The organism is Capnocytophaga canis, from assembly GCF_043187445.1.
Lineage (GTDB): Bacteria > Bacteroidota > Bacteroidia > Flavobacteriales > Flavobacteriaceae > Capnocytophaga > Capnocytophaga canis.
The window spans coordinates 2,070,754-2,093,149 of sequence record NZ_CP171121.1 but is presented as its reverse complement, the minus strand read 5'-3'; the positions used below and the strand labels follow the sequence as shown (position 1 = coordinate 2,093,149).

Annotated in this window: 20 protein-coding genes and 1 pseudogene; 12 read left to right on the top strand and 9 right to left on the bottom strand. The window is 35.0% G+C overall.

Going from position 1 to position 22,396, the window contains the following annotated elements; translation table 11 throughout:
- The first annotated feature begins 60 nt into the window (after positions 1–60).
- Entirely contained in the window at positions 61–1,002 is a 942-nt protein-coding gene (locus ACF3OB_RS08910; protein WP_095912672.1) for a GSCFA domain-containing protein, read from the top strand.
- A gap of 243 nt (positions 1,003–1,245) precedes the next feature.
- On the opposite strand, the gene nhaA is transcribed toward ACF3OB_RS08910, so the two are convergent.
- Entirely contained in the window at positions 1,246–2,580 is a 1,335-nt protein-coding gene (gene nhaA, locus ACF3OB_RS08905; RefSeq protein ID WP_042009358.1) for a Na+/H+ antiporter NhaA, read from the bottom strand.
- A 471-nt stretch (positions 2,581–3,051) separates the two neighbouring features.
- Between nhaA and ACF3OB_RS08900 the strand changes: the two genes are divergently transcribed.
- Positions 3,052–3,648, top strand: coding sequence for a superoxide dismutase (locus ACF3OB_RS08900; protein WP_042009361.1), 597 nt, complete (start codon positions 3,052–3,054; stop codon positions 3,646–3,648).
- A gap of 1 nt (position 3,649) precedes the next feature.
- Entirely contained in the window at positions 3,650–4,135 is a 486-nt protein-coding gene (locus tag ACF3OB_RS08895; RefSeq protein WP_042009362.1) for a tetratricopeptide repeat protein, read from the top strand.
- Between the two features lie 563 nt (positions 4,136–4,698).
- On the opposite strand, the pseudogene ACF3OB_RS08890 reads toward ACF3OB_RS08895, so the two are convergent.
- Positions 4,699–5,022 (bottom strand): annotated as a pseudogene (locus ACF3OB_RS08890) (di-heme oxidoredictase family protein); the annotation flags it as partial.
- A gap of 260 nt (positions 5,023–5,282) precedes the next feature.
- Here ACF3OB_RS08890 and rhaD point away from each other — a divergent pair.
- Positions 5,283–6,095, top strand: a complete 813-nt coding sequence (gene rhaD, locus ACF3OB_RS08885; RefSeq protein WP_212895173.1) for a rhamnulose-1-phosphate aldolase — start codon at positions 5,283–5,285, stop codon at positions 6,093–6,095.
- 64 nt (positions 6,096–6,159) lie between these two features.
- On the opposite strand, the gene ACF3OB_RS08880 is transcribed toward rhaD, so the two are convergent.
- From ACF3OB_RS08880 to ACF3OB_RS08860, 5 genes are all read right to left on the bottom strand, one after another.
- Positions 6,160–7,227, bottom strand: a complete 1,068-nt coding sequence (locus tag ACF3OB_RS08880; protein WP_392447501.1) for a DUF2891 domain-containing protein — start codon at positions 7,225–7,227, stop codon at positions 6,160–6,162.
- A 193-nt stretch (positions 7,228–7,420) separates the two neighbouring features.
- Positions 7,421–9,538 (bottom strand): elongation factor G, encoded by a 2,118-nt coding sequence (locus ACF3OB_RS08875; protein ID WP_095911844.1) that lies wholly within the window; start codon positions 9,536–9,538, stop codon positions 7,421–7,423.
- Between the two features lie 132 nt (positions 9,539–9,670).
- Positions 9,671–10,933, bottom strand: coding sequence for a mechanosensitive ion channel family protein (locus ACF3OB_RS08870; protein WP_172916638.1), 1,263 nt, complete (start codon positions 10,931–10,933; stop codon positions 9,671–9,673).
- 25 nt (positions 10,934–10,958) lie between these two features.
- Complete coding sequence (locus ACF3OB_RS08865; protein ID WP_042009370.1) at positions 10,959–11,435, bottom strand: regulatory protein RecX; 477 nt, start codon at positions 11,433–11,435, stop codon at positions 10,959–10,961.
- Positions 11,436–12,137, bottom strand: a complete 702-nt coding sequence (locus ACF3OB_RS08860) for a 5'-methylthioadenosine/adenosylhomocysteine nucleosidase (RefSeq protein ID WP_392447498.1) — start codon at positions 12,135–12,137, stop codon at positions 11,436–11,438. It lies immediately after the preceding gene.
- A gap of 260 nt (positions 12,138–12,397) precedes the next feature.
- Between ACF3OB_RS08860 and rimO the strand changes: the two genes are divergently transcribed.
- From rimO to ACF3OB_RS08835, 5 genes are all read left to right on the top strand, one after another.
- Positions 12,398–13,705 carry a 30S ribosomal protein S12 methylthiotransferase RimO gene (gene rimO / locus ACF3OB_RS08855; protein ID WP_392420106.1) on the top strand — a complete coding sequence of 436 codons (1,308 nt, stop codon included), beginning with the start codon at positions 12,398–12,400 and terminating at the stop codon, positions 13,703–13,705.
- A gap of 96 nt (positions 13,706–13,801) precedes the next feature.
- Positions 13,802–14,236, top strand: coding sequence for a DUF3127 domain-containing protein (locus ACF3OB_RS08850; protein WP_212895168.1), 435 nt, complete (start codon positions 13,802–13,804; stop codon positions 14,234–14,236).
- Positions 14,237–14,576: 340 nt separating this feature from the next.
- Positions 14,577–15,452, top strand: a complete 876-nt coding sequence (locus tag ACF3OB_RS08845; protein ID WP_042009374.1) for a nucleoside phosphorylase — start codon at positions 14,577–14,579, stop codon at positions 15,450–15,452.
- Between the two features lie 2 nt (positions 15,453–15,454).
- Complete coding sequence (locus tag ACF3OB_RS08840) at positions 15,455–15,826, top strand: hypothetical protein (protein ID WP_042346699.1); 372 nt, start codon at positions 15,455–15,457, stop codon at positions 15,824–15,826.
- Positions 15,827–15,898: 72 nt separating this feature from the next.
- Complete coding sequence (locus ACF3OB_RS08835) at positions 15,899–16,903, top strand: FAD:protein FMN transferase (protein ID WP_172919407.1); 1,005 nt, start codon at positions 15,899–15,901, stop codon at positions 16,901–16,903.
- On the opposite strand, the gene ACF3OB_RS08830 is transcribed toward ACF3OB_RS08835, so the two are convergent.
- Together ACF3OB_RS08830 and ACF3OB_RS08825 are read right to left on the bottom strand one after the other, a co-directional pair.
- Complete coding sequence (locus ACF3OB_RS08830) at positions 16,889–17,899, bottom strand: NAD-dependent epimerase/dehydratase family protein (protein WP_392447496.1); 1,011 nt, start codon at positions 17,897–17,899, stop codon at positions 16,889–16,891. The genes ACF3OB_RS08835 and ACF3OB_RS08830 overlap by 15 nt on opposite strands.
- Positions 17,899–18,426, bottom strand: a complete 528-nt coding sequence (locus ACF3OB_RS08825) for a ferritin (RefSeq protein ID WP_042009378.1) — start codon at positions 18,424–18,426, stop codon at positions 17,899–17,901. The genes ACF3OB_RS08830 and ACF3OB_RS08825 overlap by 1 nt, the downstream gene beginning before the upstream one ends.
- 169 nt (positions 18,427–18,595) lie before the next feature.
- Here ACF3OB_RS08825 and ACF3OB_RS08820 point away from each other — a divergent pair, with 169 nt between their 5' ends.
- The 3 genes from ACF3OB_RS08820 (at position 18,596) to ACF3OB_RS08810 (ending at position 22,394) form a co-directional block, all read left to right on the top strand.
- On the top strand, positions 18,596–18,781 hold the full coding sequence (locus tag ACF3OB_RS08820) for a hypothetical protein (RefSeq protein WP_392420104.1): 186 nt from the start codon (positions 18,596–18,598) through the stop codon (positions 18,779–18,781).
- A 294-nt stretch (positions 18,782–19,075) separates the two neighbouring features.
- Positions 19,076–19,897 carry an endonuclease/exonuclease/phosphatase family protein gene (locus ACF3OB_RS08815; RefSeq protein ID WP_392447494.1) on the top strand — a complete coding sequence of 274 codons (822 nt, stop codon included), beginning with the start codon at positions 19,076–19,078 and terminating at the stop codon, positions 19,895–19,897.
- 325 nt (positions 19,898–20,222) lie between these two features.
- Complete coding sequence (locus ACF3OB_RS08810) at positions 20,223–22,394, top strand: S9 family peptidase (protein ID WP_172919404.1); 2,172 nt, start codon at positions 20,223–20,225, stop codon at positions 22,392–22,394.
- Positions 22,395–22,396 lie beyond the last annotated feature (2 nt).

The window sequence follows — 22,396 nt, the reverse complement described above, 5'->3', positions numbered from 1 at the left end:
TGTTTATTTATCTCGTTATCATCTATTTTTGAAAAAAACGTATCTTTGCCCAAAAAAAGAATGTTCAGAACCATCGTTCCCATCCACCCTAATAAAGCTCAAATCCAATTTGAATCTAAAATTGTCAGTTTTGGTTCTTGCTTTTCATTAAATATGGCTAAGAAATTAGGCTATCACAAAATGCGAACAGTTTCTAATCCGTTTGGGATTTTATTTCATCCGTTGGCCATTGAAAAGGTTATTCGTAAATCTGTTAAAAATGAATTATTTACAGAAAAAGATTTCTTTTTTCATGATGATAAATGGCTCTGCTTTGACCTACATTCCGAATTGAGCCAACCAACATTAGATTCTGCTGTGGAACGAGCCAACCAGCAGTTAATAATCTCACAAAAGGCTTTACAATCATCTGATTTTATTTTTATTACGCTCGGAACTGCTTGGGTTTACACGCATGAAACGGGAAAAGTAGTTGCTAATTGCCACAAGGTTCCACAACAACATTTTTCAAAACGATTGCTTTCTTTCTCAGAAATAGAGAATAGCTTACAATCTATATTTCAATTAGTTAATATTATAAATCCAAAAATTCATTGTATCTGTACCATTTCACCCGTGCGACACTTAAAAGACGGATTCACTGAGAATAATATTAGTAAATCTCTATTAATAAGCTCTCTACATTCTGTTATCAAAAAAAGTAGTCATACTTCCTATTTCCCGGCCTACGAAATTATGATGGATGAACTTCGGGATTATCGTTTTTATGCCGATGATATGTTACACCCATCTGATGTAGCTATTGACTACATTTGGAAACGTTTTACTGAAAGCTACTTCTCTCCAGATTGTCTATCTATATTGAAAGAAGTTGACGCTATCCAAAAAGGATTACAACACCGTCCATTTAACAGCAACAGTAAGTCTTTCATCTCTTTTCAAGAACAACTGCATAAAAAAATAACTCTACTGAAAAAACGATTTCCATTTGTGGAGTTTTAAACTTTTTGGTAAAAAGTTTACATAATTTGAACTCCGTAATTCTTTACTCTCCTTATCAATGAATGAGAGCATAAAAAATATTCAAAAAAAAATCATTTTTTTTGTAACATTTGACTTTTTTTATCGTCTATATAGATGTAGACGAGAGTTTATCCTTTTTAAATTAGTAAAAAACAAGAAAGGCTATCTAAATTATAAGATGGCCTTTTCTTTATGATAAAAACGAAAAATTATGGACTTATTCTACACTTCTTCAACTTCTATCTTATCTTTTTCTTTCTTATTTAACACTAAGTATCCACATATACCACCAAACAGTGATGCTGCAAAAATTCCGATTTTAGCTTGATCAATGAGCATAGGATTCTTAAATGCCAAAGTGGTAACAAATAACGACATAGTAAACCCAATAGCAGCTAAAAGTCCCAAACCAAACAAATTACGTAAATTCATTCCTCGAGGGAAAGTTCCCAGCCCTAATTTTACCATCAATAAGGTAAAACTTACAACACCAATCACTTTTCCGAAAAATAAGCCCAAAGCAACACCAAGAGCCACATTAGTTTCAAAAAGTGTGCTTAACTCAATATCCAAAGAAACTCCTGCATTTGCCAAAGCGAAAATCGGAATCACGACAAAGGTTACGAATGGGTGCATAGCGTGTTCAAGTCGTTGTAGTGGAGGTATTGATCTGCGGGTGTCAATACTCACTTTTTCTAAAAGATGTAGTTGCTTTTCTGTCAATGTTGGACGCGTGTTATTAGGGTCTAAACGCTTGAATCTTTTTAAATAACTTTGAATGTTATGAACAAATTCGCTTTCCTTCATCTGCACATCGGTTGGAATCATAAAAGCAACTAAAACAGCCGATATGGTAGCGTGTACACCTGAAAGCAAGAAAGCAATCCAAACGACAATTCCGATCAAAGCGTAGAACAACACATGACGTATGCCTATGCGTTTTCCTAAATAAAGTAAGAATAACAATGCAAAACCTAAACCTAAGTTAGCGAATGATATTTCAGATGTATAGAAAAATGCAATTACCAATACGGCTCCCAAATCATCAACTATAGCCAAGGCTGTCAAAAACACCTTCAATGATAATGGAATTTTATCTCCCAAAAGATAAAGCACTGCTAATGAGAAAGCTATATCCGTTGCCATCGGGATTCCCCATCCACTATGGGCTTCTCCTGAAGGATTTAAAGCTAAATAAATGATAGCGGGTACAATCATTCCTCCCAGAGCTGCCGCAATCGGTAGCATCGCTTCACGAGGATTTGACAACTCACCTGCTACAATTTCTCGTTTCAGTTCCAAACCAACAACAAAGAAAAACAAAGACATCAATCCGTCGTTTATCCAATGATGAACCGTAAAATTTAAGTAGGGTTCACCATCAAAAACAAATCCGAAATGATGTTCAAAAAAATGAAAATAGGAATCAGACCATGGAGAGTTTGCTAAAAATAAAGCGAGAATTACGTTGATTCCCAAAACAATACCTCCCGATTTTGCCTGTTTTGTGAATTTATAAATCGGAGAGGTTAAACGGTCAAATAGATATTTTTCCATAAGTACTATACATAATATTGTTTATGAACAATTAGTTTCGGTAAAAGTACTAATTTTTTCCCAAAAAAAACGATTAATTCCTCTGTTTTTTTTCCACAAAGTAGTTATTTCCGTAGTAAATATTTGTTTTTCAAAGGAATATTTTTTGACCATATGAAGGGTATGCTGTAACATAAAAGGAATATTGAGAATGTGATTTAGAAAATAACGAATGCATGGAAATGCCATTAAAAATAAAACAAAAAAACTTAATACAAATTAATAAGTAAAGCTGTTTTATTCACTAAAAATTATTCTATATATTTGGTTTACAATTTATTAAAAACTATATTATGAAAATAAATAAAAAAATTACTATTTTTATTTTTTAGATAAGTCTAAATTATTATTTTTGCTAATCTAAAAAAATAAGAGACTGATAATATTAAAAAACTAAAAACCAATAAACTAACTAATTTAATTGTAAGTAAAATGAAAATTAATCACACACTTCCAGAGCTTCCGTATGATAAAAACGCTCTAAACCCGATTATTACCGAAGAAACTTTTGACTATCACTACGGGAAGCATCACGCTGCCTATGTAAACAACCTTGCAGGATTGGTAAAAGATACCGAATGGGAGGAAAAAGACATCGTGGACATCATCCGAAAAAGCCACGCCGAAAACAATGTAGCCATCTTTAACAATGCAGCTCAACATTGGAATCACTCCTTTTTTTGGAATTGCCTGTCGCCCGATGGCGGAAAAAATCCTACGGGAAAAATAGCCGAACTCATCCACCGCGATTTCGGAAGTTTTGAAAATTTTAAAGAACAATTCTCTACCATTGCTGTAAAATTATTCGGTGCAGGTTGGGCTTGGCTGGCTCAAAATCAAGAAGGAAAACTAGAAATTCTGCCAATGAAAGATGCCTATACTCCGCTTACGGAAAACAAAACGCCTATTCTCACCATTGATGTATGGGAACACGCTTACTATATTGATTACCGAAATGCAAGACCTAAATTCGTGGAAGGTTTCTGGGAATTAGTGAACTGGAATTTTGCTAACCAAAATCTGAAATAATATGAGCGATATTTGTATAAATCACATAGAAAATTATTGGAAGTTACTAACCGAAGAGGCTAATAATTTTTTCAATCAAGAAAAGTACGAACTGGCTTTGGATAGCTATCTCAATGCCTTGTACAGAGCCGAAGTACTCAGCAATAATTTGCAAGACTGTATTCGTATGAAAGTGCCTTTCGTACAAGTGTATACTATTTCGTGTTACAATTTGGCAAATTGTTATCAAGAAGTTAAGGACTTGAACAGAGCCGAAGAGATACTGCAAAAGGCTATATATTTTCTTTTACATCTTTATGAAAAGAATTATGAAAAAGAGAGTATTCAAAAAGAATTAAGAAAATCTGTTCTAAACTACCTTAGTTTTACTCAAAAAAGTAATGTTAAAACATCAAGAACAGATGCTTTCTTGACTTATTTAAAAAATCAAACAACAAAATATAATTTACAAAATATAAAAACATTTGATTATGTGCAATTCAATTAAACTGGTTCAGAAGGAACAATTACAACTCATTCAAAAAGGAATACTAAGTATTGGGGACAAATTACCTAAATGAGCTCCCTTTACAAGATAAAAAATAAGAAATAAAGATAATAAATGATTGATTATTAATTATTCTGTATTTTGTTCTGAAACGCGATTCTCAACCCTACCTATTACTGCTCTTGTCTTTTTAGTACATACAAAGATGCTCTCGAAAAGACTTTTTTACACACAAAATATATCTTAAAAAACTTTATTCTATTTAGAACAAAACCTCAAAATTGAAAAAGCAAAAAAAAACAGAAATAATTTTGATTAAATTGGCCCAGAAAATGGTTCTTACAAAGGTCTCAATCAGCTTCAGACAAAAAATAACAAGTGCAGTGTTTTAATACTCTGCACTTGTTTGTGATTTCATACTCATCTCGAAAAATCAGTTAGTGAACACTATTTAAGGAATATATAGAGAAAAATTTATAATAAACATTCCCAAAAACAGTAAACACAACTTAACAGGTAATACTGTATTTGAGAATAAAGTAGGAGGTGTCTTTAAACAGTTTTTATATTGAATTTATAAACTCCAATAAATCTTCTCGGTCTTTTTTTGAGAGTTGTTTGAATTTTTCTTTGGTATCTTTAGCTTCTCCTCCGTGCCATAAAATGGCTTCGGTTACGTTTTTAGCACGTCCATCGTGAAGAAATTCAGTATGTCCATTTACTAGAAATTGTAATCCAATACCCCAAAGCGGACGTGTTTTCCATTCATTGCCATCGGCTAAAAAGTCCGGACGACCATCTGCTAAATCTTCACCCATATCGTGCAAAAGCATATCTGTATATGGATAAAATGTTTGGTTTGCTAATGCTTTGATAGGGCTGCTCCCTTGTAACCACATAACTAACCTTTTATCATGTATATAGTTAGAAATTAAACGTAAAAAAGAATGTCTTAGAGCGATGATTTTATGGTTTCCTCTTAATTCGTGAAACGGTTGAGATATTACAAATTAGTGAACACTGCTTCTTACTCTAAAATATCAACGCTTAAAATTATGATCTTGATCATTTTTAATTCAAAAGATATTTTGTAACTTTGTGGGGTTAAGTTTATATGTAACAATATTTTAAAAATCACATAAAATACATGAAAACTAAGGAGTTACCAAAGTCAGTTAGAAAAGAAATTAAAAAAGTAAGCGAAGTAGCGAGTTATCTATGGCAACGTGAGTGGGCAGAGCGCAATGCAGGAAACATTTCGATAGATTTGACAGATCACTTCACCGAAGAGTTGATTAATTCCACGCCGAAAAAGTATGTGCCATGTGTGCAACTTCCCAAAGAATCGGCGGGAAAAGTCATTTTTGTAACGGGAACAGGACGTTATCTACGATCATTAATCCACGATATTAACAAAACGGGTTGTATTTTGCATATTAACGAAACTGCTGATTCGTATGCAATAATTTGGGGAGGAAAGGGTGAAGCTTTTGCACCTACGAGTGAACTGATTTCACATGTTAAAATTCACTGTTTCAATCAAAAGTACAAACCTACACATAAAACAGTGTTACATACCCATGCTATCGAACTTATTGTACTGAGCCACCATGACTTATTTTACAATGAAGCCAAGTTAAATCATTCATTGTGGAAATTATGCCCTGAAATTAGGGTGTTCGTTCCAAATGGAGTACATTGCTGTCCGTATGCACTTTCTGGTACAGAGAGTTTAGCCGATATTACTATCGAAGGACTCAAAACCCATGATGTTATTCTCTGGGAAAAACACGGTGTGTTAGCTACCGGTGAAGATGTGGTACGAGCCTTTGACTACTTGGATGTTGCAAATAAAGGAGCTAAAATGCTGTTGATGGCGTGGGCTGCAGGTTTTGAACCACAAGGAATGAACGACCAGCAGTTGGATGAATTGGAACGCCTTTTTTTAGGTAAAAAGTAATTTTTCAAGGGAGTTAGCAGTCCCAAGAGTTTTTACTAATTTTTTTGGGACTGTTTTTTTATACTTAGAACTCGCTCAATGCGTACACTGCAAAACTCGCTAACCAATGACTTCCTCCGTAATTACCTTGGAAAACTAATGGTAAAGCATTGTTTAATAGTTTTTTAGAAGATAAATCAAATTCCTTTTTCAAGCGATGATTCCGAGGTAGCTCTTTAGCAATAGCTTTCATACACCATGCTCTCGAAAAGGACAATCCCACCAAATGCACAATTTGATAATCGTTCAAATCACTGATAATTGGTAATTCTTTGATGTTGTTTAAGCTACGCTTGTCATAAAACTGATTTAACCATTTTGTAAACTCTTTTTTAGGTAGTATACGTCGCATCAAATTGGCAGTTTCCAAACTTGGTGAAAAGAAATCACTGCCATTAGGTTCTAAATAGGCAGGGATATTTTTATCTTTTAAGTAAAAAGCTTTCGACTTTTCAATAAGTTGATTTTCAAAATTTTTATCGCCAACCGTTCTTGCCCAATCAATGGCAAATCCCATCGCAAATGCTGAATTAGGATGTACACCCGTACGATTAGGATAAGTTTGTTTGGGAAGAAAATCTAACCAAAGTTGTTTTATTTTTTGAGTTAAGGGACTCAAATTATCATGCCATTGTTTTGCCTTAGGGTGTTTTGCTTTGGCTAACTCCTCGTCCAATTTTAGAATCCATGCCCAGCCATAGGTACGTTCAAATGTAGTAGCTCCTTTGTATGTAGTGAAATAAGCAGCTTCGGCTTCCATTTTTTTCTTATTAAATGATTTATCCAATACCGTTTCGATGATTTCTCGATTAGCTATTTCGGGCATTGTCTCTAAAATTCTAACCAACATCCAATGGCCATGGACAGAGCTATGCCAATCGTAGCAACCGTAAAAAACAGGATGTAACTCGCGGGGAGTTAGTCGAGCGTCTTTTTCCGCATTGATGCCATGTCCGGTTTTGTTTGGATATTCTTCTTCAATGCAATGTAGAGGCAAACTTGCTAACTTCTCGGCTATTTGGGTGGTGAAAACAACCTCTTGTGCGATTCCCCATAGAGGAAATAACAACATTTCTAAAATTATTTTTTTCATATTCAATTCAGATTATTACAAAATATTTTGTTATAAAAAATGAATAACAATGTAAAACATAAAAGTTAAAAACTTTGTCGTATGTTCATATTCTTTTTCAATGAATACAAATGTACGACAAAGTTTAGATAAAAAGTAAATGTAATTCTCTTATTTCCTGCGAAAAACACTTTACTTTATCAATCCTTTATAATTATTCCTTAATTCCTGATAACAGCAATTTCTCCTGCACTTCGTGGCTCATCACTTGATACCCCCATAGATGTCGGTTGAATTTCGATTTTCCTTGAGTGATGGAACGTAGCGAAGTGGAGTAGCCATACATTTCGGCAATGGGTACTAAGGCTTTGATTTGCTGATACTGCCGTACGCTATCAATCCCTGTGATTACAGCTCTGCGACTTTGTAAATCGGTCATCACATCGCCCATAGCTACGGTGTCACAAAGTACTTCGAGTTCGTAAATAGGCTCCATAATTTTTGGTGAAGCATTTTTGAACGCTTCAGCAAATCCTGCTGATGCTGCCAATTGGAATGCGATGTCATTGGAATCCACTGGGTGCATTTTTCCATCGAAAATGCTTACCCGAATGTTTTGGCAATATGAGCCTGTGAGAGGCCCTTCTTCCATTTTTGCCATGATTCCTTTTTTGATGGCACCAATGAAGCGAGTGTCTATACTTCCTCCAACGATGCACCATAGAAAATGCAGGTGTCCGCCCCATGGCAATTCGATAAGTTCTTCTTTTCTGATATTCAAATCGGTAGGGAGCGGTCGGTCTGCTTCGTAAGGTTCTATACGTAAATGGACTTCAGCGAATTGTCCAGCTCCTCCTGATTGTTTTTTGTGTCGATATTGAGCTTCTGCTGTTTTTGAAATAGTTTCACGATATGGAATTTTTGGTCTAATTAGCTCCATGTCAATATTGTACAATGATTTTATACGTTGTTTCACCACATCAAAATGCATTTGCCCTTGTCCGTGAATGATGGTTTGTTTCAATTCAGGTGAATATTGCAATGTAAAGGTAGGGTCTTCCTCCTGAATAACATGTAACGCATTGGTCAGTTTTTCAAAATCAGATTTTGATGGCGGTACCACAGCCATACGTATTTTCATCTGAGGGAATTTAATTTTTCGGATTTGTACTCCTTCATGTCCTTGGGAATTGAGTGTATTATTAGTATGTGAATTTTTTAGTTTTATGGTAACTCCCAAATCTCCCGCAACCAATTCCTCGACAGCTTCGCGGTTTTTTCCATTTACGACGAAAATTTTATTGATACGCTCATCTTCGCCATTCATTTGGTTTGTGAGTGTGTCACCTGTTTTAAGTGTTCCACTGTACACTTTAAAGTAGCTCAATTCTCCGATTTGGGCTTCGTTCAGTGTTTTGTAGATGAAAATAGAAGTCGGTAAATCAGCTTTTGGGGCAAGAGTATCGCCATTTTGTAGTATTCTGGCTGGACGTTGCAGAGGTGACGGACAAATATCTCGAATGAACCCCATCACGCGTCCTGTTCCCTTATTTTCTTTAGATGAAACACAAAAGACGGGGAAGAAGTTTTGTTTACCCATAGCTAATTGTAATCCTTTGGTAAGATCTTCTTCGCTGAGAGTTCCTTGATCAAAATATTTTTCCATCAGACCTTCTTCTTCTTCGGCAGCAACTTCAACCAATTTATTATGAAGTTCTTTTGCTCGGTCGAGTACGTCAGCAGGGATGGACTCTTTTTTAGGTTTTCCTCCGTTGGCATCGAAAGTGTACATTACCATTCGTAGGGCATCGACTATTTTATGAAAGCCTTTATCTATATTGTAAGGAAACTGAATCTCAATGACTTTATCACCAAAAGTAGTTTTGATATCTTGAAGCGATTTGTCGAAATTCGCCTTTTCATGATCTAATTGATTGATAACAAATAGAGTAGGCGTTCCGAATTCATCAATATAGTCTTTATGAAGTTCGTTTTGTACTTCAATTCCTTCTTTAGCATTGATGACTACTACGGCAGTGTCAGCAACTTTTAATCCTGAAATGGCTTCACCAATAAAATCATCAAACCCTGGGGTGTCAATCAAGTTTATTTTTACGTCGCCCCATTGCACATGCATCAGTGAACTGAAAATACTGTGTTTTTTATCTTTTTCCATATCATGGAAATCCGAAACCGTATTTCCTTCCTCGACATTTCCAATTCGGGTGGTAGCTCCCGATTCAAATAACATTGTTTCTACCAATGATGTTTTTCCACTTCCGGCGTGTCCTAAAAGAACCGCATTCCGAATATTATTTGTGTTGTAACTCATTTTGAATATTTTTTTATATTAAGTTCAGATTCTACTTAGCATAGAACCTATGTTAAAAATACCCCATAAAGGTACAAAATTTTCTAAACACAATGCAAGAAAAATAAAGTTTTTTTTGGATTTGGCAGTATTTTATTCGGCTGTTTGATTTTTAATCTCTCTTATTGCAGAGAAGTTATGCCCTGTTGGTTCTTGAAATAATCGCAGATTAAACGTTGGCACGATGGCTATAATATGATCAAAAATGTCCGATTGTATTCCTTCGTAAATGATAAATTCTTTAATTTTTGAGAACATATAAATCTCGATAGGGACTCCCTTTTCTGTAGCTTGTAACTGTCTGACTAAGAACATCATGTCTAAATTCACATACCCTGATTCACGCAAATAATTCTCTACGTACTTTCGGAACGTACCAATATTTGTCAATCGCCGTTGGTTAAATTGCTCTGGTTCATTAGCGTTTACTTGATTGATGATTTTAATTTTATCCTCAATATACTCAGATATAAGACGTATCTTTCGGAAAGTATTTATCTCTTCTTCCGACAGAAAATGGATAGATTCCATGTCTATATTGACATGACGTTTGATGCGTCGTCCATCCGATTCCTGCATTCCTCGCCAGTTAGTGAAGGATTCAGATGTTAGTTTATATGTTGGTATGGTAGTGATAGTTCTATCCCAATTTTGTACTTTAACAGTAGTTAAGCCTATATCTATCACGATACCATCTGCACCATCTTTAGGAAGTTCTACCCAATCACCTACGTACACCATCTTGTTTGCCGAAAGCTGAATACCAGCAACAAAACCCATAATCATATCTTTATAAACGATTAAAAGAATGGTAATCATAGCTCCCAATCCTGCTAAAATATCCATAAAATTTTTATTCGCAAAAATGGATATGATGGCAACCCCCGCTAAAGAATATAACACTACTTTTCCTAATTGGATATATATTTTGACAATTGCACTCACTCCTTTTAAATGAATGAAAAGCTGTTGAATGGCATTGAGCAATGCATTTAAAAACAAAACAGTAACCACAATGAAATAGACACCAATAAAAGTTGATACAAACCAACGAACTGATGATGAAGATATTAAGTCTTGTAAATTTTGCATTAAAATACCTGGGAAGAAATGAGCAAAATTGGAGAATACGCGATTTTCCATAAAAATGTCATCCCATTGATTAGCCGTGTATCCTACAATTTTCGGAATCACCCTACGCATTACAAAAGTTAAAACCCTATCAACCAAATAAGCTAAGGTGAAAATTAATACCAAAATTGCAATGGATTGGACAAACACAGCCCAATGATTTTCAAGCCCGTACGATTCAAAAAATGCCACGGATTCTTTGCGATAAAATACTAATCTTTCCATTGTTTATCCTATTTTTAAGTACTTTTTAATCTTCATAAAGTTCATGAACCTTGTTGTAAACCAATTCCGATTCCCATCCTCGATAAAGCAAATAATCAGCTAATTTTCTTTTGGCTTTGTACACGCTTTTTTCTTTAATTTCGGCTTGTTTTTTCTCGGCTAAAGAATCAAAAATTTCTTCATATTCCTCATCGTCAATTTCTTCCATTGCTGAATTGATGATGTAAGTTGATAATCCTCTGAATTTCAATTCCCGCTTGATACGAATCTTTCCCCATTTTTTATAACGTAATTTTCCACGAACAAAACTTTTAGCAAAACGTTCTTCATTGAGAAAATTATTTTGAATCAAGTACACCATAATTTCGTCAATTGCCAATGGAATCATCCGCATCTGACGTAGTTTCTCGACTACCTCTGCTTGATAACGCTCCTGATAGGCACAAAAAACCTCCATTCTTCGCTTAGCTTCCTCAACGGTATATGTTTTTACGGTTTCCATTTAATTTTGCAGCTCTGAAAAGTATTTTAATAGGTCAATATTGATTTCAGCCGAGAGTTTTCCCGCCTCGTGAACAAAAGTTTCGTAGGAAACCGCATTTCCTTCTCCCGCTTTGTCCGAAATAGCTCTAAGCATAATGAAAGGTATGTTCATCATATAACAGGTTTGAGCAATAGCCGCAGCTTCCATTTCAACAGCTTTTGCCTTCGGGAAATTCGTTTCAATTATTTTTAGTCGCTGAGGTTCAGAAATGAATGAATCACCACTAACGACCATTCCCACATGCAGTTGATTGCTGTGTTTTTCGGCCACCTGTTTAGCCAAATCAAACCATTTTTTGTCAGGTAAAAAAGCTGGAGGCATTTGTGCTTGTTGTCCTATTTCATAACCAAAAGCCGTTACATCTACATCGTGATGGCGAACTTCGGCAGCTAAGATAATGTCATAAACAACAGTGTCGCCCAATCCTCCTGCTGTTCCTGTGTTTATAATCAATTGAGGTTCAAAGTGTTCTATGAGTAAAGTTGTTCCCACTGCAGCACTTACCTTACCAATACCCGAAAGCAACACAACTACCGAAAGTCCGTAAAGTTCACCTTCATAAAATTCGAAACGCCCAATTTTAGTTGTTTTTACATTGTTTAATTTAGCTCGTAATGTGCTCACTTCAAGCTCCATAGCTCCTATGATTCCGATCTTCATCTTTTACCTTTATTGTGATTTAGTGAATTACAAAAGTAGAAAAAATATTTGGTTGTGGGAAGTCTTAAAAAATAAGATTCACAGAAAAAAATGAATTCCTCATTCCATATCTGGTTTATCAATTGATAATATTTTCTCTAAAGGAGTTATAATATTATCTTTTCTTTTTATAATTTATATTCCTTCTAAATTAAAACCTTTCATTGAAATACAAAAAATAAATACCTTTGCACCCGAAATAAAACAGGGAAATCAAAAAAATGAGAACCAAATCAATAAAAAAAAATGTCATAAACGTAGTTACATTAGGATGTTCCAAAAACGTTTATGACAGTGAGGTTTTGATGGGACAACTCAAAGCGGGTGGAAAGGAAGTTGTACACGAAAAAGAAGGTAATATTGTGGTTATCAATACATGCGGATTCATCAATAATGCCAAAGAAGAGAGCGTAAACACTATTTTAGATTATGTGCAACGTAAAGAGGAAGGTTTAGTGGACAAGGTTTATGTGATGGGATGTTTAAGCGAACGTTACAAACCTGATTTGGAAAAAGAAATCCCTGATGTTGATCAGTATTTTGGTACTAGCGACTTACCTGCTTTGTTGAAAGTACTGGGGGCAGACTACAAACACGAGCTTATCGGTGAGCGACTTACTACAACACCAAAGAATTATGCCTACCTTAAAATAGCCGAAGGCTGCGACCGCCCATGTAGTTTTTGTGCTATTCCGCTAATGCGAGGAAGCCATCGTAGCACTCCCATTGAAGATTTGGTTCAGGAAGCCGAAAAACTCGCAACCAAAGGTGTGAAGGAGCTGATTCTGATTGCACAAGACCTAACTTATTACGGATTAGACCTTTACAAGAAACGAAAATTAGCCGATTTACTTCGTGCCTTAGTTAAAGTAGAGGGTATTGAGTGGATTCGTTTGCATTATGCCTTTCCGACAGGTTTCCCGATGGATGTCATTGATGTGATGAAAGAAGAACCGAAGATTTGTAATTATTTGGATATTCCGCTACAACACATTTCAGATAGCATCCTCAAAAGTATGCGAAGAGGCACCACCAAAGAAAAAACGACCAAGTTACTAAAAGAGTTTAAACAAAAACTTCCAGAAATGGCTATCCGCACAACGTTGATTGTAGGATACCCTGGAGAAACGCAAGAGGATTTCGAAACCCTTAAAGAATTTGTAAAAGAAATGCGTTTCGATCGTTTAGGATGTTTCACCTATAGCCACGAAGAAAATACTCATGCTTATAGTTTGGAAGATGATGTTCCTGAGGAAGTTAAATTGCAACGTGCCAACGATATAATGGAGCTACAATCACAAATTTCGTGGGAACTTAATCAAGAAAAAATCGGAAAAACATTCCGTTGTCTTATCGACCGGAAGGAAGGGAATTACTTTGTAGGTCGTACCGAACACGATTCCCCCGATGTGGATAACGAAGTGCTGATTGACGCTAAAAAATTCTATGTGAAATTAGGTGAATTTATCGATGTAAAAATCATAGATTCAGCTGATTATGACCTATATGCTGAACCTTTAAATCTATAAAACATACAGATTTAGAAAAAAACACTCAGCATCTTTGTATTTTTGTAATATAAATTCCCTACTTTTGTAAAATTAAGAACGTAAAAATATCATACTATGGATTTGCAAGGACGTATAAAATTAATATCACCAATACAACAATTTGGAACAAATGGATTCCAAAAGAGGGAGATCGTTATCACCACCGAAGAACAATACCCTCAGCATGTAGTTTTTGAATTTACCCAAGACAAATGTAGCTTATTAGATGCATTTCAACCGGGACAGTTGGTGCGAATCAGTTTCAATGTACGTGGACGGGAGTGGATAAATCCACAAGGAGAAGCAAAATATTTCAATTCATTGCAAGGTTGGCGTATTGAAAATATGGAAATGGCACAGCAGTATCCGCCACAAGCACAACCTTACCAGCAAGAGCCTTACCAACAGCCTTATGGAGGGCAACCATACGCACAAGCACCTCAGCAAGTGCCACCTGCACAAACCAATGTGAATCAACAAGAGGCTATAGACGACGATTTACCATTCTAACAACATATAAAATTGTCCGAAAAACCATATTTAGTGATGTTACATAGCTGTTAATCTGCTAAATAACACAAATTTTAGATCAAGTTTTTGCTCAATATTAGTTTTTCGGACATTTTTTAATTATCTCACACTGATTTTAAAGAATATAAATCAAATCGGTGTGAGATTTTTTTCGCTATTACATCTCCTAAACTTGGGCAATACGCATAATTTTTTTTGAGAGTTAATTTTATACTCTAAAAAAAATATCGTATCTTCGTCTGATGAACAAAAAGGAGAGTTTTAATTTTTTTGGGAAACCTTTCAATAAAGTAAAACCCTATAAAAAAACGGAATAAAAATGATAAAAGAATCTGAACTTATTTTAACTCCGAAGGGGAGTATTTATCACATTGATTTGACCCCTGAACAGGTTGCTACCACCATTATTTTGGTTGGTGATCAAAACCGAGTGGCACGTATTTCGGCTCATTTCGATACCATTGAACATAAGGTACAGAAAAGAGAATTTTGTACACATACAGGAACTTATAAAGGAAAACGTTTGTCCGTGATTTCCACAGGAATAGGGCCTGACAACATCGACATTGTGATCAATGAATTGGACGCTCTTTTCAATATTGATTTGCAGACACGCCAAATCAAGGAGAAGCATACACAATTAAACTTCATTCGTTTTGGTACTTCGGGCTCTTTACAGGCTGACATCCCAGTGGAAAGTATTGTGCTATCCTCCTACGGGTTGGGAATGGATAATATGATGCACAGCTATCGAGATTTAGACAAAGTGGCTGAAAGTGAGATGGAAAACGCTTTTATCAAGCATACACAATGGAGTGAAAATAAAGGTCGTCCATATATCGTAGGTTGTGGTCAGGAGCTGAAAAACAAATTATTAACTTCCGAAATTTTTGAAGGTATCACAGGAACGGCTCCTGGGTTTTATGGTCCACAAGGACGCGTGTTGCGATTGCAAGTACAAGATGCTCAATTGAATGATAAATTGCACAGTTTTAACCACAACGGGCATCGAATGACTAATTTAGAAATGGAAACATCAGCCATCTACGGACTGTCAAAGTTGTTAGGGCATCAAGCCGTTTCACTGAATGTTATTATTGCTAACCGAGCTACACAAACATTTGTTGAAGATACTCAAAAAGCAGTTGAAAAATTGATTCATTTCGGATTGAACCAAATAGCCAAAAACGTTTAAGTATGCAGTTCACTCCGCTAACAGAGCAAGAATTACATAATTTAGCGATGAATATCGTGGGAGCAGCTCTACGCGATGAATTAAAATGGGAATTTTTGCTGGTTAATAGCAAGTTGAAAAAAGACCCTCAGTTTGTTTGTATTGATAAAAACAAGCAACGTTATTTTATCATTGTACGTGCAGTCCTTTACGGTGAAAACCCTGATGCCTATGATGCTGTTTTTATGGAAATTGTCCGACAACATGCCGAAAAACATAACGCAAAAACCTATTTTGCAGGAGTGGGACTAATCAATGTTGAAAATACAACACTTCCTATTTATAAAAATCAGCCTTATCAAGTCAATTTCAAGGGGTTGCTGGAAATTGTGTAACGACTCGGTACCAACTCGTGCAAAATTCATTCAAAAGCTTTACATGAATCCACTTTACAAAATTATTTCAAAATGAAACCTTTTATCAGTATTATTTCTATTTGTGTATTTCTTTTATTTTCCTGTACTCCAAAGGATAAAATACATTTGATGCGAGGTGAGGCACAAGGCAGTACGTACGCTATTAAATATGTTTCGCACAGCGATGAAGCACTAAAACCTGCTATTGATTCTATCTTAGAGGTCATTGATCTGTCGATGTCTACATACCGACCTGAATCTCTCATATCAAAAATAAATAGAGGAGAGAGAATTACTATTGACCCACATTTTGAAAAAGTATTCTTAGCTTCACAAATCATTTGGCAACAAAGTGAAGGAGCTTTCGATCCAACGGTGGGTGTGTTGGTAAATGCTTGGGGGTTTGGTAAAGAAAAACATTCGAGAAATCTTACTGAAAATCAAATAGATAGTCTAAAACAATTCGTAGGATTTGAAAAAATACGTTTGACGGATGGGAAATACATCGAAAAGCAACATTCTGCCATTTTTTTTGATTTTAATGCCATAGCACAAGGTTATACGGTAGATGTCATTGCTGATTTTTTAAAATCAAAGGGAATTGAAAATTTCATAGTTGAGGTGGGCGGTGAACTGTTTTTAAGTGGACAAAACACTGTAGAAAATAAAAAATGGACGATAGGAATTGAGAATCCTACCTTAGTGGATGAAAATCAATTGATTGCTACAGTGCAATTTTCGAATCAAGGTTTGGCAACCTCAGGGAACTATCGAAAAATTCGGACAGATGCGCTTACTGGGGAAAAATTTGTGCATTCAATCAATCCGAAAACAGGACTTGCCAAACAAAGTAATTTGTTGAGTGCTACAGTGATAACTGACTCATCAATGTACGCCGATGGTTATGCTACAATGCTTATGGTATTAGGTTTGGAAGAAAGCAAAAAATTCTTAGAAAAACACACAAATTTGCATGTTTTATTGGTTTATAACAACGAAAATAATGAGATAAAAACCTTTGAAACAGAGGGTTTTAAGAAATTATCTATGAATTAATGGATATTGTTTACAAATGTTTTTTATAGATTCTTCAAAATCAGTGTAATGAAAGTCTATGAATTGCGAAACTTTACTTCCATCATAAGAAGAAACTAAACTCACAGAATCGGCATTTCGAAGAGTGAGTGTTCTTTTCTTAAGTTGTAGGAAACTGAGTAATCCGTCAATTCTAGCAAGTAATCGAAGTACGTTGTGACTTACTTTCTTATGTGGTGGGAGAACTCCTAAGTGTGTTGCAATCGTTTTCATTACATGTTGGTAGGTTTGGTTACTTCCGTTTAATATAAAACGTTGATTTTCAACTTCTGAAAACTGAAGTGCTATCATCGCTCGAACAACATCATCTACATCTACGAAACCCGTACCCCCAGTGGGGAAAAAAGGGAAACGATTAGCTACACGCTTAAATAACGTTCCAGAACCTGAATCCCAAAAATAAGCTCCCAATACTACGGAAGGGTTGACAATCAACACTTTAAGACCTTCTTGTGAACCTCTCCAAACTTCCATTTCGCCACCATGTTTGCTGATGGCATAATCATTATTACTCGCCTCTGGATTCCATTCGCTGTTCTCATCAAGTATTTTTCCCTCCACCGAAGTAATCGTTGCAATGGAACTCACATGGCATAGTTTCTTAATTTTAAAATCAATACATAGATTTACTATATTAGCGGTACCTTCTACATTGATTTTGATAAGTTTTTCGAAATCTGTAGGCTTGAATGAAATAAATCCAGCAACGTGGAATACGAAAACAACACCCTGAAAAGCCTTTTCTAATTCAGGGATGTTGTTTATATCTGCTTTAACCCATTCAATACGAGAAAATTGCTTTTCCCCTTCATCGGACAGATTTTTAAAAATCGCTTTAATTTTTTTAAGAGAGTCCTCAGAACGATAGATAGAACGTACTTTATATTTTTCATTTTTAGTTAAATGAAATAACAATCGGCTACCGATGAGCCCCGTTCCTCCCGTTACTAAAATCATTACTCTCCTAAAGGAATGCGTTCGTCAATTAGTTTAAGAGCCAATGGACTGTCTTTTTCGTTTGTAAACTCAAACAAATCCAAAATACTGTGAACCAAGCGTTCTTCTTCCAATTGTTCTTCTACGAACCATTGCAAGAAATTTTCACTGGCATAGTCACTTTCTTGACGTGCTTTTTTGAAAATTGCAAAAATCGCTTTCGTAACTTCAATTTCATGTTCCAACGTTTTCTCGTAAACTTCCTGCAATGAAGCGAAATCTTGCTTTACTTTTCCAACTTCGGGAGCATATGCTCTTGCTCCATTTTCGTTCAAGAAACGGAAAATTTTCATCATATGATCTCTTTCTTCCACGGCATGTCCATAGAAAAACTCAGCACTTCGAGGAAATCCGTTTACCTCACACCAAGATGCCATCGCCAAATAAATTGAACTCGCTTCAGCTTCCATACTCACTTGTTTGTTGAGCATCTCAATCACTTCGGGATGTAGACTTGTTTGCAATCGGGTGTATTTTACTTTTGCCATTATTTCTATTTTTTAGTTATAAGTTACAAATATAAATATTAGTTCTTAATTGACAAAATAATTACTTATTTTTTAGGTCTTTGAACATTTTGAGGTAGATTTAATTTTGGGAGCAGAACATAAATGAGCAATTTTAACTACTATAGAAAGAAAAACAAAATTTCTAATAATGAAGACGTTAAGTACTAAGAATACAAAAAGTTTAGCCAAAGCAATGATATACGCTTTGCTCCCTTATAAAGATTATGTGAAAACCATTACGAGTGATAATGAATTTGAAATACGAAGTATTCGTGAACACTTAAAAAAAACAGCGAATAATTTTCTGAAAATCAGTATATTAGTAAGGATTTAAGTTGTGATTTTTATTTTGCCAATCTGTATTGTTATTGGGAGCGAGGATTGAGTGAAAGCACCAACTAACTTATACGACAATATATTCCTAAGATACTTATTTTGAGAAAATTAGCAAAGAAAAGATTAAAGAAATTCAATAAAAATTATTGTGTTCCTCATATATTTTATAAATTCGTGGCATAAAAAGTTGCACTTTGGGATTGAATTTGCCGATCAAGAAAACTTCATTTCTTCTTTGCATATAAGAATAAAAACTCGTACTTTTGTTGGGAAAATTTTAAGTTTTTTTGCAATGAAAAAGATATTTTTAGTATTGCTTTATGGTTTTACCCTGTTGGCATCAGCACAAGAAATCAAAGTCATGACCTACAACATTCGTTATGATAATTCCCACGATGGTATTAATTCATGGACAGACGGAAATAGGAAGGAAAAGGTATTAAAAATGATTCAAGAACAACAACCTGATGTTTTTGGATTGCAAGAAGTATTGCATCATCAATTAGAATTTATCGAATCGCATTTCACGGATTATCATCGAGTAGGTGTAGGGCGTGATGATGGCGACAGAGCGGGAGAGTATGCAGCTATATTTTTTAGGAAAGATCTGTACAAGCTTTTGGATACAGGTCATTTTTGGCTCTCTCAAACGCCTATGATACCCTCAAAAGGTTGGGATGCTACTTGTTGTAATAGAATTTGTACATGGGTAAAATTGCAGTATAAAAATAAAATATTCTTTGTATTCAACACTCATTTTGATCATGAAGGAAAAGTTGCTCAGCAAGAAAGTGCCAAACTCATACTGCATAAAATCAGCGAGATAGCAGGAAAAAATAAAGTGATATTGATGGGAGATTTCAATATGACCCCTGACAATCCAGCCATTGCTAAAATCTCACAAAAACTATACAATACCCAAACTTCTGAAAAAAATATGACACCTATGCTGGGGACTTACAATGATTTTAATTTATCAACACCTGTAGTGCAAAATATTGATTATGTGTTTTTACAAAAGGTGAAACTCATTGACTTTAAGATATTAGAAACTCGTTTGGAGGGGTTGTATCCATCTGATCATTTTCCTGTGGTGGTCAAAGTTAGGTTGTAGAAATCTTGGATCTTTGGTGTTTGATAGAAAGCATAGTTCTCTATGATATGATAGCTGTATGCCCATTTTATAATTATTTTCCGATGTGGAGTATCTACTTCATAGGTTAATCCTATGAGAAAAACAGAGAATATTTTCCAAACAAAACTAATGATAGACGAAAAACGTGAAAAGATTTACTTTTTATTAACAAAGATATATTCTTTAAAATCAATGTTTTGTATCAATATAAATGATTATATGTTACAAATATCACTAAAAAAATTATAATAGACGAAAAAAAAGTAGTATTATTGACCATTCAAATTTAGTAAAACGTAAGTAAATGAAACTCAAAACTCTTCTTACCTCATTTATTTTAGGAATATCTTTTGCTGGGCTGTTCGCTCAAACTTCCATTACTTTGGAGGACATTTGGGCAAAAGGTGTACTTTATCCACAGCGAATGGCTCACCTTTCGGCGATGAAGAATACGAATCAATACACGGTACTTAATTACGACCGTCAATCAAACTCCCAACAGATTGATTTGTATGATTTTGCGACTCTTAAAAAAGTAAAAACGATTTTCGATACGAAAAATTTTCAGCTGGAGATAAAGTCTATCAGCGATTATTCGTTTGATAAGAATGAATCAAAAATACTCATAGCAACCAATACTCAAAGCATTTACCGACACTCGTTCATAGCTGACTTTTATGTGTATGATATTAAAAATCAAACTCTTCAGAGAGTAAGTGATAAAAAAATCCAAGAACCTGTTTTTTCTCCAGATGGAAAATCGGTGTTCTTTGTAGCTGAAAATAACATATATCATTTTGATTTACAGTCCAAAAGTGAAACAGCTATAACTTTGGATGGAGCAAAAAATAAAATCATCAATGGAATTACCGATTGGGTTTATGAGGAAGAGTTTTCTTTTGTACGAGCTTTCGATGTGAGTAAAAATGGGGATTATTTGGCGTATATTCGTTTTGATGAAAGGGAAGTACCTGAATTTTCAATGGATGTTTATGGAAATGAATTATATCCTCAGCAACAGGTATTTAAGTATCCCAAAGCAGGAGAAAATAATTCAAAAGTTTCTCTACACATCTACCACGTAAAAACAAAAAATACAGTCGAAATTCCGCTGGACGCTTATTACATCCCACGCATTCAATGGACGCAAGAGAATGATATTTTGAGTGTTCAGACGATGAATAGACATCAAAATCATCTGAAATTACAATTTATAAACGCTTCGAATCAATTGATAAAAACTATTCTGGAGGAAAAAGATAAGGCTTATATCGACATTACTGATAATTTGACGTTTTTGTATGATAATAGTTTTGTTTGGACTTCGGAAAAAGACGGTTTCAACCATATTTATCATTATGATAAAAACGGTAATCTTAAAAAACAAATTACCAAAGGCAATTGGGAAGTTACAGAATACTATGGTTATGACCCACGAAGTAGACGTATTTTTTACCAATCTACGGAAAACGGTTCGATAAACAGAGGCGTGTATAGCATTGATTTAGGTGGAAAAAACAAAAAAGCGCTTTCTGCCGAAAGAGGTATGAATAAGGCTACGTTTAGCCCTGATTTTTCGTTGTATATCAATCAATTTTCCAGTGCCACTGAGCCACCCATTTACACGCTAAACGATAGCCAAAAAGGGAAGCAAGTAAAAGAAATTCTAAACAATAAATCTCTGAAAAACAATATCAAGCAATTTGGTTTCTCTGATAAAGAGTTTACTGAAATAACGAACGAAAAAGGCGATAAACTCAATGCATGGATAATAAAACCTGCTGATTTCGACCCTAATAAAAAATATCCGCTTTTGATGTATCAGTATTCAGGGCCAGGTTCCCAACAGGTAAATAACGTTTGGCATTCGTCTAATGATTATTGGCATTATTTATTAGCACAAAAGGGTTATATTATTGTCTGCGTAGATGGTCGTGGGACTGGTTACAAAGGTGCTGATTTTAAGAAATGTACGTATAAAGAACTTGGAAAATACGAAGTCGAAGATCAAATTTTTGTAGCTCGTTTTTTTGCTGAACAACCTTATATCGATAAAACTCGTATCGGGATTTGGGGGTGGAGTTTTGGGGGATTTATGTCGAGTAATTGCCTTTTTCAAGGAGCTGATGTTTTTAAAACAGCCATTGCAGTAGCTCCTGTAACTTCATGGCGTTTTTACGACACCATTTATACCGAACGTTTCATGCAAACGCCACAGGAAAATCCCTCAGGGTACGACCAAAATTCCCCTATTACACACGCTCAAAAACTAAAAGGAAACTATTTGCTCATCCATGGAACAGCCGATGATAACGTACACGTGCAGAATGCAATGGTACTGATTAACCAATTAGTTCATCTTAATAAAGATTTTGATTGGTTGATCTATCCTGATAAAGACCACGGCATTTATGGCGGATACACCCGTTTGCAACTTTACAAAAAAATGACAGATTATATCTTAGAGAAATTATAACA